Source organism: Olivibacter domesticus (assembly GCF_900109575.1).
Classification (GTDB): Bacteria; Bacteroidota; Bacteroidia; order Sphingobacteriales; family Sphingobacteriaceae; genus Olivibacter; species Olivibacter domesticus.
Window position 1 is genome coordinate 1 of sequence record NZ_FOAF01000020.1, and the last position, 11792, is coordinate 11792.

An 11792-nucleotide genomic window follows, 5' to 3' on the forward strand; every position below is an offset into this window, starting at 1 on the left:
ATCATATGCGGGCTTAATCCGGATTTCTCCGGGCTATCCCCCTGAAATGGGCAGGTTGCTCACGCGTTACGCACCCGTGCGCCACTCTCATGGGGAGCAAGCTCCCCAATCCCGTCCGACTTGCATGTATTAGGCCTGCCGCTAGCGTTCATCCTGAGCCAGGATCAAACTCTCCATTGTATATGAAAAAGTTTCGATCGCCGACCCTTCTGTTAAAAAGGATCAATTTGATCTTGTTGTCTTCTGTGACTTGATCGATCCGTCTTTCTTTTTTCCCAACTTTCGCCCGGAAATTTCCCGACTACTCGTTACGCTACATGAATCATTTCCTTAAAGAACTTATCGGCCATCCGCTCGCGCTTCCTGCCTGTTGTGGTATCCCGTCACATCACTGCACGAAACCCTCTTTTTTTTTCATCCCCATCGGCATCGCGCCTCCGGTCTCTTTCTTTCCCCCCTGCGGGGCTGCAAAGGTAGAAATCTTTTCCGCCTTTCCAAAATATTTTTTTGAATATTTTTTCAACCCCGCTGTTCCCCCTCCTTCGCTTCAAAAAACTCCCCGCATCCCTTCGTTTGCGGAGTGCAAAGATACGCACCTTTTCCCCTTTTCCAAATACTGACGCCCCCTTTTTTTTACATCATGCGCAAAGGCCTGGAAAACAGCCCTTTTTTTTTCACGGAAGCCCCCCGATGCCGCCCCGGCCCCATACAGGAGACCGGACTGAACATGTCTGAAAATTATAATGATCCTGGACAGATATTACATTTCATCGTAAATCAATCGTAAATAGATCGTGTTTCCATCGTAAAATTTACGATGTATTTACGGTAAATAAACGATCTGTTTACGATCAAACTGGATCTCTTTATGCCTTCTTTCTGTTTTTAAGTACTTTTTTTATATAATCTATCTTGAATACGGTAGCAAGAAAGGATAAACTAAACGTACTAGGGAACAGATATCATTGGTCGATCACGCTTATTAAAAAAATGATCTCCAAGTACAAAATTTAACTGCCATCTCTTCACACCATGATATAAAGCATCCAATCGGTTCTATTCAAGAAAAATAAAAACTACAATTGCTGCTTTGTGTTACTTTTTATAAGAATGCAGCTAATTACTAATTAACAATGATTGATTACTTGGAAAATTTATCAGAAAAGATGCCAAACTGGACATGGAATATACTTGTTGTTTTGTTTTCTATTCTTATAGGCATTGCAATTAAATTCATTCTACTACCTCTTGTAAAGCAACAGTCTACAAAAGAGATTTCTTATTCAATTCTCCGATCAATCATTAAGCACTTCAACAAAATTTTCACGATTTTTATTCCACTACTTATTTTCAGTTCTTTACTTCCTTTAATGAAGCTCACGCAGTCAACACAGGTCATCATTTCCAAAATTGTTGAGATATTGATTACACTATGTTTTGCTATTATCATTATCCGCATACTTCGAATATTTGAAGATTACCTCTATCATCGCTTTGACATTGCCAAGGAGAACAACTTAAAGGAACGAAAAATTCGTACTCAAATAGTCTTTATTCGCAAACTCTTGATTACCCTAATCGTCATCATCACGATATCTATCATTTTACTAAGCTTCGAAAGTATGCGTAAAATCGGGGCAGGCCTGCTCACTGGTGTTGGTATAGGGGGTGTTATCATTGGTTTTGCAGCTCAAAAATCTTTAGGTAATTTACTTGCTGGATTTCAAATTGCTTTTACACAGCCTATACGTATGGATGATGTATTAATAGTAGAAGGAGAATGGGGCAAAGTAGAGGAGATCAATTTGACATATGTTGTTGTAAATATATGGGATAAAAGGCGTTTGGTATTGCCTATTAATTATTTCATTGAAAAACCTTTTCAGAACTGGACGCGTACAACAGCCGAGATTTTAGGCACTGTTTTTATTTACACTGATTTCGACATTCCTGTTGAAGATTTGCGCCAAAAATTAACCGAACTACTGAAGAATAACCGGCTTTGGGACGGAAAAGTCAGTGTTTTACAGGTCACCGATTTAAAGGAACGAACCATGGAAATACGTTGTCTAATGAGTTGCCGAAATTCAGGTGATGCTTTTGATTTGAGATGTTTCATTCGAGAAGAAATGATTAAACATATACGGGCCAATTTCCCAGAATCTCTTGTCAAAACACGCATTAGTCTTGCCAATAACGAGATAGAAGGAGGAGAAAAGTAATACCTTCCCTCCTTTTCATTTAAAAGAATCACGCATGTTGTCCTTCGTGCTTACCTTCCGCAAACTCTTCAACAATTTTTGAATTGAAAGCAGGTAAATCTTGTGGAGTTCTACTAGTAACCAAGCCCTCGTCAGTAACAACTTCACTATCTTCCCATAGTGCCCCTGCATTTATTAAATCCTTTCTGATTGCAGCGACGGATGTTAATCTTCTTCCTTCCACCACCTCTGCATCAATTAAAACCTGCGGACCGTGACAAATGGCCGCAACCGGTTTTCCAGTATGGAAAAAATCTTTCACAAAGGATAGTGCTTCTTCATTTGTACGCAACTTATCTGGATTTACTACGCCACCTGGAAGAAGAAGCCCATCATAATCAGCTGCAGAAATTTCACTCAAATTTTTATCCACAGGGTACTCACCTTTCCATTCATCCCCTTCTTTTGCACGCACAGTCCCCCTTTTTGGCGACACAACATGAACGATTGCTCCTGCATCTAACAAAGCCTGTTTTGGACTTGTTAGTTCCACTTCCTCAAAACCATCTTCGGTTAAAATCGCAATTTTTCTTTCACTTAACGTTCCCATGATTATTATTTTTTAATGAATAAACCTATTAATGCTACCGATTTGTCTACATTTTTGTTTCAAAAAATTAAAATTTGATGTTTTCGTAATCTAAGTTTTACATCATTGCTAGAAGTCCTCGCTTATTAAAAAAAGCTATCTTTATTAAAAATTTAAGAATCCTATTTTTAAAACAATGAATAACGAAGCCCATAGCATTTTGGTAGCCCATATTAATCAAAAACACAAGCTAAGCGACCATGAGGTTTCACTTTTCTATAAGTATTTTAAACCAACCTCCTTTAAAAGAAAGGAATTGATTTTGAAAAATGGAGATGTTGCTCATCAATTATTTTTTGTAATAAATGGTACGTTACATCATTTTTTTACTGATGCAAATGGCCAACAGTATTCTTGTCATTTTGGATTGCCAAATACTTTTTTAACAGACCTAGAAAGTTTTGCCAATCAGCGTCCTTCCACACATAATATTGAATCGCTTGATCATTCCCTGTGCCTCCATATTAGCTGCGTAGATTGTGTGGCACTCATGTCGCAATCAAAGGCATTTAACACCTATATTTACCAGATGCTAGAAGAAATTGCACAAGAAAACCTCAGACGCACAACTGACCTAATCGCTTTATCTCCCGAAGAACGGTATTGTAAGCTGGAAACCTATCGGAAAGCTTTTATACAATCAATCCCACAAAAATACTTAGCAAGTTATTTAGGCATCAGTGCTGAGAGCTTAAGTAGACTAAAAAAACGACGTATTATAAAAGCAAAAACTTAACCTTCGTCAATCTTTTTTTACTCTTCTTCTGATAGTTTTGTCTAAAATCAAAACAAAATTTATGCAGACCATTTTAGGATCGGGAGGTGCTATAGGCACAGAACTCGCAAAAACACTTAGATCATACGATCAACATATTCGCCTAGTATCGCGAACCCCTCAACCAGTAGACCCTTCGGATGAACTATTTGTTGCAGACCTATGTAATGCAGAAGATACCGAAAAGGCCGTTGCAGGATCTTCCGTTGTATACCTATGTGTTGGTCTAAAGTACGACATAAAAGTGTGGCGCGAAAAGTGGCCTATCATTATGCAAAATACCATAAATGCCTGTTTAAAACATAAAGCTATTTTAGTTTTTGTTGATAATGTTTATATGTATGCAGTTAGCGCATTGAAACATATGACAGAAAATGCTACCACTAACCCAATAAGCAAAAAGGGGCAAGTTAGGCAAGGAATTATAAAAATGCTTTTTGATGCTATCAATGAAAAGAATCTACAAGCATGTGTAGCACGGTCTGCAGATTTTTACGGTCCAGGTATAAAAAATAGTATACTGCTGGAATTAGTATATAACAATCTCAAAAATGACAAAACTGCCTTATGGCAACAATCCAAAAATAAAATCCATAGCTTTACCTATACACCCGATGCCGCCAAGGCTATTGCCTTATTAGGCAATAATCCGAAAGCACTGGGCCAAATTTGGCATTTACCTACAGCTAAAGAAAAATTAACCGGACAAGAATGGATCAATTTACTTGCAAGTCATTTACATAAAAAGCCAAAGCTTTTAGTGCTTCCAGAATGGCTTCTTAAGATCATGGGGATATTCTCTCCTTTAATGAAAGAATTAGAAGAAATGAGTTATCAATATAAATACGACTACTACTTTGACAGTTCCAAATTTGAAGAAGCATTTGAGTTTATTCCTACGCCTGTTAATAAAGCTATTGAAGAAATTGTAAATAACCCTTAAACATCACCGAATCTCTCACGTAAAAATTGACTTCGGAATTCAAAGATATTAGTCAAATTCTGCTTAACATACGTTCCTCCCAACATATTGCCTAACCACCCTAGAGGCAGCTTATAAGTCACTTTATCTTGTACGAGTGTGCCATTGGACACCGCCTGGAATCTGTGTTCGTGATGCCACATAGCATAGGGACCAAAACGTTGTTCATCAACAAAATAATGATTTGAATTTACATGAGTAATTTCAGTTACCCATTTTGTTTTAACAAAGGGCAACACACAGACTAAATAAGTGATAATCTGTCCTTCATACATTTGCGCGGGTATACCGTTTGTGATCTCAAACTGCATTTTAGGTGGCGTCATCATCACTAGATTCTGAGGGGAAGAAAAGAACCGCCAAGCCTCCGAAACACTTATCGGTATAATTTGTTGGCAAGCTAAAGTATAGATATCAGATGCAGCGTTAATGGTGATCATTGGATTTTAATAGAAGTGCCTCGAAGGTCTTATATGTAGTCTGGTGATTAGTTATCATCCGTTTGTTTTATTACAACGACCGTTTGTGTTGGTTTCTTTTAATTAAATTGGCAACAATTAACATTAACTTTTGTTTAATATTTTTATACCAAAAACTTATCAATGCAGGTTTTTAAATATCTTAGTAAAAAAATAGTTGAACCCTTTATAATTTCTATACGACAAAAATTAGGCTAATCTTAATCGCAATTATATGAGCAAAATTCAACCCGTCTTTTTTCTTATTATGGTCTTATTCATCTGTTGGTGTACCGGCTGCAACCAATCCAAGAAACAAAACAAAATTAATCGGACGGATTCATTAAAAGCAAAGGCTATAGAAGAATGGAATAAAACCATTCCAGGAAATTTCAGTGAGCAAACAGATTTGCATTTTGACAGCATTAAGCTCGATGAATTCTTTGCAAAATATCCGGCGCTCGGCAGTTATAAAGACAATGTTTATAAGTTTTACCAGGAAAAGCAGTATACATTCGCCTGGTTTGACAAAAATGGCTTAATTGAACAAGCTGGCAACCTAACAGATCGTATGCTCAACTTAAAGGATGAAGGTTTAGACAAAGAATTACCGTATAGTAGGGCTTTGGATTCATTAGTAAATCTCCATAATCAACATAAAAAAACTGTCGCTAAAGATAATGAGCTGTTAGAATTCATGCTAACTTCTCAGTATTTTGTTTTCGCCCAAGTAGCTTGGCAAGGGGCTGATGAATCCACAGTAAAAGCAAACGACTGGTTCGTTCCTAGAAAGAAAATTTCTTACACGGATTATCTGGATAGTCTACTACAACATCCAGTAAACAAAAATGGAGCCTCCATTGAACCGGTATATCGCCAATATGAGCAACTGAGAAGTTATCTAAAAAGATATCGTGAACTGGCTTCTTCCGCAACATGGCCAACCATAATAGCTGATCAAAAAAGTTACAAATTTGGTGATTCCTCTGAAATAATAGTTCAAATAAAGAAAAGGTTACTTTTATTGGGAGATTATACCGCTGATACTACTTCAACTCTGTATGATTCTTCTTTATTGTCCGGAATCAAGTCTTTTCAATCCCGCCATGGATTAAGTCCAGATGGAGCCATTGGGCCTGGTACTATTACTGCCTTAAATGTCTCGCCTAAAACACGGGTTCAACAAATAATCGTAAATATGGAACGCAGTAGATGGTTACCTGTAAGTTTAAAAACTGATTACCTAGCAGTAAACATACCTGAGTTTAAATTACATGTATATCACGCCGATAGTTTACTTTGGAGCTGCAACGTAGTAGTTGGAAAAGCCGTTCATAAAACCGTAATTTTTCACGGTGATGTGAAGTATGTTGTTTTCAGTCCTTATTGGAATGTCCCCCCGAGCATTGTACGAAATGAAATAGTTCCTGGTATACGACGCGACCGTAATTATATAGCTAAACATAATATGGAAATTACCGGAAAAAGTGGCGGTCTACCCACCGTAAGACAGAAGCCCGGGCCGAAAAACTCCTTGGGTTTGGTGAAATTTCTTTTCCCAAACAGCTATAATATTTATCTTCACGACAGCCCTTCAAAATCACTTTACAATGAAGCTTCGAGAGCATTTAGCCATGGTTGTATTCGGGTGAGTGAGCCGGAAAAATTAGCTAATTTTCTGTTAAAGAATGATTCAACATGGAACGAGAAGACCATCCATGAAGCGATGCATGCGAACAAAGAAAAATATGTGACCCTTAAAAAGACAGTTCCAGTTTTCATTGCTTATTTCACTGCTTTTATTGATAGAGAAGGTAAAATAAATTTTCGAAAAGACATTTATAACAGAGATGAACGTCTAGCAGGTATGTTAATTGAAAAAAACTAGATTAGTAATTTCAGACTGACATAGGGTTGTCAGCCGTTTGCTTTTACTTTGCATCATAAGTTAAACAATAAAATTATGGACATTATAAAAGCATTCAAGAAAGAATTAATGGAAGAGGCCGTTACCACTCGAAAATTTCTCAAATTAATTCCCGAAGACAAATATGAATGGGCTCCTCATGAAAAAAGCACAAAAATGCAGTCCCTTGCTGTTCACATTGCGGAACTTCCTTCATGGATATCATTAGCCGTTAATGCCGATGAGCTTGATTTTGCAGCCAATGAATACAAACAAACACCAGTAGCCGATAATGCCGCGCTATTAGAAATTTTTGAGAAGTCTTTAGAGGCGGGAAATAATGCATTAGATCAGCTTCAAGATAAAGACTTGGAAAATCGTTGGGTATTGCGTCATGGAGAGAATATTTTATGGGAGGGAACGAAATATAGCATGATTCGTCATTCTTTCAGTCAAACGTCACATCATAGAGCTCAATTGGGTGTATATTTAAGACTATTAAACATACCTATTCCAGGAAGCTACGGGCCAAGTGCAGACGAGCAGCACTTCTAATATATATCATGTGTTCAAGAAATATATTAAATAAATTCTTGAACACATTACTTTCGTTTGCACTTATTTCAATATATTCTTCAGTTTCCATCTTAAATTTAACAGCTAACAAAGCTTTCGTCTGTTAGATAGTCTGGATTTGCACGACTTTCTCCCCCCAAAAAGCCGCATACCTATCCAACTCCTTTTTTGCTCTTTTATCTAAATTAGCACTTACCTGAAATGGATCAAACTTGACCTCTATTTTATTTTTTATAATGGTTCGTTTCCAAAGGCCTTCGACCCTTCCATTAATGACAATTGTTGACATGAACATGCCATTATTACCCGGAACAATGCTTGGCAAATACTTTGGTTCAACCATAAGCGTCCGGTCAGTATACCCCAACATGAATTCATCAAAACCGGGCAAAAGGTTAATAGACCCTTTATTCCTTTTCAACTCCAACAGTTCTGGCACCATCCAAAAAGTATGTCCATCTATTTGCTTTTCAATAAAATTATCACGAACTAGTTGAATTGCTTCTTTAGCTTCTGATACTTTTAACCCTGTCCACCAAATAAAGTCTTTCAATGTGGCCGGACCGTGGCTTTTGAAATATGACAATGCCAGTCTCCGTAAAGCTTCTTCTCTTGGAATAGGTGCTACGTATGGCAACCAATTATCAAGCCAAACATAGGTAGCTTGCTTACCTATATGGCTGCCATGACAGATATATCCTAATTGTGCAAGATGCCCTATAATATGTATACCACGTTGTTCTGAGCAGGAGATACCTGCCTGCTCCAATGATGTATACATTTCATTTCTTGTTAACTGTCTTCCATCTGCTAAAGCTTTCTCGAGGGATTTTAAAGATTTTAAAAAGACAGCTTCATCTAACCCGAGTTGCTTATATCTCCCCGCCGAACCTGCTATAATTCGTGGAGCCAATAAGTCAATCATCCACCTTAAGTTTTCAGATGCAACAAAATGCAAGGTACCTCGCATGGGCCATGAACGAACAATTTTACCATCACTTATTGCTTTTTCTACGGTTTTGACGGTGGCTCCCTTGGTACGTAACCCTATAGACCAAAGGGCTCCGGAAAAATCCTGTGCTTGCATTGCCCCCATGTAATCAACTACTTTTTCAGGTGATGTGAACTGTTGACAAGTAACTAATTGACTATGTAAACGCAAAAAGCCAATATCTTTTAAATCCATATATTTTTTCCGCTATTTTGCCATGAAACAAATAACAGAATTTTTCGTAAAAATTTCTGTTATTTTCTTTGATATCTAAAATCGTTGCTTATTTTTGTCGCTACTATGAATGCAATTATCCTCTTATAAGCAACACTCAAATAGAGTACCTTATCCATCAAAGGCTAAGGCCTTTCACTACTAAATAACATTATATCAATGATTCTCGGCATGCGAGATCGCTGAACCTATTTTCATTACGTTCACATTTCGCCTGTTTTAAACTCATTAACAATAGATGAAGTCTACTTCCAAAGCGGCTTTCGCTTTTATTTTTATTACGGTTCTTATAGATATTACAGGCATCGGTTTAATTTATCCTGTTCTTCCAAAACTTATCTCTAGTTTAATACATGCAGATATCAGTACCGCTGCCGAGTACGGGGGCTGGTTAACATTCGCTTATGCGATCATGCAATTCACCTGTGCTCCTATTATGGGTAATTTAAGTGATCGGTATGGTCGAAGGCCAATACTCTTGTTGTCTCTTCTTGGTTTCGGCTTAGACTGCTTATTAATGGCTTTCGCTCCTACCATTATGTGGCTTTTTATTGGACGGATCATTGCTGGAGCGATGGGCGCTAGCTATACTGTTGCTTCAGCCTATATTGCCGATATTAGCAGTCCTGAAAAACGAGCTCAAAATTTTGGTTTAATAAGCGCAGCATTTGGTATTGGCTTTATCATCGGACCTGTTATTGGCGGCTTACTCGGCAAGTACGGCACGCATGCACCCTTCCTTGTCGCAGCACTTTTGAGTTTTCTAAACTTACTTTATGGCTTCTTTGTTTTGCCGGAATCATTACAGAAGGAAAAGCGTCGCAGCTTCCAATGGTCGCGAGCAAATCCCGTAGGATCGTTTAAGCATTTAAGCAAGTTCCCTGCTGTGGCAGGGTTAATACTTGCCTTGCTATTAATTAATATTGCCGGACATTCAATCGAAAGCATCTGGTCTTTTTTTACAATTGAAAAATTTAATTGGGATGAACAGCAAATAGGTTATTCCTTGGGCTTTATGGGGATTGCCTTTGCGTCTGTACAGGCTGGCCTTACGCGTATCTTATTACCAAAATTAGGTGAAAAACGTGCCATTATTATTGGTTTAACGCTTTATACCTTTAGTTTAACATTATTTGCTTTTGCTAGTCAAAGCTGGATGATGTATGCTTTCTTGGTACCATATGCGTTAGGAGCTATTTCCAATCCAGCTCTTCAGGGATTTTTATCTAATCAAATACCCGATAACGAACAAGGTGAGCTACAAGGTGGATTAACCAGTTTAATGAGTGTAGGTGCTATTATTGGCCCACCTATAATGACCTTTCTATTTGCAAGGTTTGCAGGAGAACACGCTATTACAAATTTCCCTGGCGCACCCTTCTTTTTTGCAGCGCTATTAATGTTACTAAGCTTGCTAATTGTTTTTAGAAGCTTCAAAAAAGGTTAATAATATTATTCTCTGGTTGATACAGGTTTATCATCAAAAATGTTAAACCAGAGAATAATTAAATGCTCATCACCTAATTACCACTATTGGTCATAACCAAAGCTTTTTAGGTAATTTTTCTTACTTCTCCAATCTGATATTACTTTTACAAAAAGTTCTAAAAATACTTTTTTCTGTAAAAATTCTTCCATATCCTGGCGAGCGTAAGTCCCTACTTTTTTAATCATACTTCCGCTTTTTCCAATGATAATATTCTTTTGGGAATCACGTTCAACTATTATCTCAGCACTAATTCTGATCATCCGCTCTTCCTCTTTAAAAGAGGTGATGATTACTTCTGTGCTATAAGGGATCTCTTTTTCATAGAGTTTAAAAACCTTTTCTCTTATAATTTCAGAAACAAAAAATCGTTCGGACTTATCTGTTAGCTCATCCTTAGCATAATATGGAGCATGTTCGGGCAGATTATCCAAGACAAATTGAAACACAGCCTGTACATTATGTGTCAATAAAGCTGAAATAGCAAAAATTGCTTTGGGCTTCAATGTTTCCTGCCAGTAATCTATCTTCGCTTTGACATGTTCTTCTGTAGATTTATCTATTTTATTGACAAGTACTGCTACAGGAGATGAAGTTTTCCGAAGTTTTTCAATCACATCCCCCTCATCATATTTTTCATTTATATCCGTAACAAAGAGAATTATATCAGCATCAATAAGTGATCCTTGTACAAAATTCATCATCGATTCTTGCAAACTATAAGCAGGTTTTATCACGCCAGGAGTATCTGAAAATATTATTTGATAACTTTCTTCATTAACAATCCCTAAAATACGATGCCTAGTAGTTTGTGCCTTCGGCGTAACAATAGACATCTTTTCTCCTACTAATGAGTTCATTAAGGTTGACTTTCCTGCATTAGGCTTCCCGACAATACTTACAAATCCTGCTTTATGTGACATTTTTTTTAAATTTTATTTGCACAACAAAGAAACAAAATATATCTTTGCACTCCAATCAAACGAAAACAAATATTGTTTTTCAGCAATGGAAAAGCAATTTTAACATAAAGATACATTGCGGGGTGGAGCAGTTGGTAGCTCGTCGGGCTCATAACCCGAAGGTCATCAGTTCGAGTCTGGTCCCCGCTACTACAGCCGGTCAAGAAATTGATCGGCTTTTTTGTTCAACCATAAACCTTATGCATGTTTACTGTCTATGTCCTCTATTCTCAAGAATTCAACAAGATATATATCGGCTATACCTCTAATTTGGTAGAAAGGTTCAAATCACACAATGAACTTGCAAAGAAGGGATGGACAATCAGGTTCAGGCCATGGATCATCCTACTCACCGAACAATTCCCTTCGAAGGAACTCGCAAGCGCACGTGAAAAACAACTCAAATCCGCCAAAGGTAGAAGTTATATCCGGCAGCAGATCAATCAATCAAAAATGTAGACCGTCGGGCTCTTATCCGCCAGCTGGCGGACATCAGTTCGAGTCTGGTCCCCGCTACTACAGCCGGTCAAGAAATTGATCGGCTTTTTTGTTCAACCATAAATCTTATACAT

The 11792-nt window shown here is 37.6% G+C and carries 12 protein-coding genes, 1 tRNA gene and 1 rRNA gene; 8 read left to right on the plus strand and 6 right to left on the minus strand.

Annotated features, from left to right (window positions below; genetic code table 11):
* Window positions 1-180 (minus strand): 16S ribosomal RNA (locus BMY50_RS27755); the annotation flags it as partial.
* Window positions 181-383: 203 nt separating this feature from the next.
* Window positions 384-596, minus strand: coding sequence for a hypothetical protein (locus tag BMY50_RS28030; protein WP_139202350.1), 213 nt, complete (start codon window positions 594-596; stop codon window positions 384-386).
* A 537-nt stretch (window positions 597-1133) separates the two neighbouring features.
* On the opposite strand from BMY50_RS28030, the gene BMY50_RS27760 reads away from it, so the two are divergent.
* Window positions 1134-2222, plus strand: a complete 1089-nt coding sequence (locus BMY50_RS27760) for a mechanosensitive ion channel family protein (protein ID WP_093333105.1) — start codon at window positions 1134-1136, stop codon at window positions 2220-2222.
* 28 nt (window positions 2223-2250) lie between these two features.
* Here the strand turns inward: BMY50_RS27760 and BMY50_RS27765 are convergent, their stop codons facing one another.
* Entirely contained in the window at window positions 2251-2811 is a 561-nt protein-coding gene (locus tag BMY50_RS27765) for a type 1 glutamine amidotransferase domain-containing protein (RefSeq protein ID WP_093333110.1), read from the minus strand.
* A 175-nt stretch (window positions 2812-2986) separates the two neighbouring features.
* Between BMY50_RS27765 and BMY50_RS27770 the strand changes: the two genes are divergently transcribed.
* Both BMY50_RS27770 and BMY50_RS27775 read left to right on the plus strand, forming a co-directional pair.
* A complete protein-coding gene (locus BMY50_RS27770) occupies window positions 2987-3586 on the plus strand; it encodes a Crp/Fnr family transcriptional regulator (RefSeq protein ID WP_093333114.1) in 600 nt (199 codons plus the stop codon).
* Between the two features lie 61 nt (window positions 3587-3647).
* Window positions 3648-4568 (plus strand): NAD-dependent epimerase/dehydratase family protein, encoded by a 921-nt coding sequence (locus tag BMY50_RS27775; protein WP_093333116.1) that lies wholly within the window; start codon window positions 3648-3650, stop codon window positions 4566-4568.
* Here BMY50_RS27775 and BMY50_RS27780 read toward each other — a convergent pair.
* On the minus strand, window positions 4565-5047 hold the full coding sequence (locus tag BMY50_RS27780; protein WP_093333119.1) for an SRPBCC family protein: 483 nt from the start codon (window positions 5045-5047) through the stop codon (window positions 4565-4567). The two genes, BMY50_RS27775 and BMY50_RS27780, sit on opposite strands and share 4 nt — an antisense overlap.
* Before the next feature lie 253 nt (window positions 5048-5300).
* On the opposite strand from BMY50_RS27780, the gene BMY50_RS27785 reads away from it, so the two are divergent.
* Both BMY50_RS27785 and BMY50_RS27790 read left to right on the plus strand, forming a co-directional pair.
* On the plus strand, window positions 5301-6953 hold the full coding sequence (locus BMY50_RS27785; protein WP_238383912.1) for a L,D-transpeptidase family protein: 1653 nt from the start codon (window positions 5301-5303) through the stop codon (window positions 6951-6953).
* Window positions 6954-7028: 75 nt separating this feature from the next.
* Window positions 7029-7526 (plus strand): DinB family protein, encoded by a 498-nt coding sequence (locus BMY50_RS27790; RefSeq protein ID WP_093333125.1) that lies wholly within the window; start codon window positions 7029-7031, stop codon window positions 7524-7526.
* A gap of 124 nt (window positions 7527-7650) precedes the next feature.
* Here BMY50_RS27790 and BMY50_RS27795 read toward each other — a convergent pair whose 3' ends face one another.
* Window positions 7651-8733 (minus strand): winged helix DNA-binding domain-containing protein, encoded by a 1083-nt coding sequence (locus BMY50_RS27795; protein ID WP_093333128.1) that lies wholly within the window; start codon window positions 8731-8733, stop codon window positions 7651-7653.
* Between the two features lie 277 nt (window positions 8734-9010).
* Here BMY50_RS27795 and BMY50_RS27800 point away from each other — a divergent pair, with 277 nt between their 5' ends.
* Window positions 9011-10219, plus strand: coding sequence for a TCR/Tet family MFS transporter (locus BMY50_RS27800; protein ID WP_093333130.1), 1209 nt, complete (start codon window positions 9011-9013; stop codon window positions 10217-10219).
* 83 nt (window positions 10220-10302) lie between these two features.
* On the opposite strand, the gene era is transcribed toward BMY50_RS27800, so the two are convergent.
* Window positions 10303-11181 carry a GTPase Era gene (gene era, locus BMY50_RS27805; RefSeq protein ID WP_093333132.1) on the minus strand — a complete coding sequence of 293 codons (879 nt, stop codon included), beginning with the start codon at window positions 11179-11181 and terminating at the stop codon, window positions 10303-10305.
* Between the two features lie 116 nt (window positions 11182-11297).
* On the opposite strand from era, the gene BMY50_RS27810 reads away from it, so the two are divergent.
* A tRNA-Met gene (locus tag BMY50_RS27810) sits at window positions 11298-11370 on the plus strand.
* A gap of 54 nt (window positions 11371-11424) precedes the next feature.
* A complete protein-coding gene (locus BMY50_RS27815; RefSeq protein WP_093333135.1) occupies window positions 11425-11679 on the plus strand; it encodes a GIY-YIG nuclease family protein in 255 nt (84 codons plus the stop codon).
* Window positions 11680-11792 lie beyond the last annotated feature (113 nt).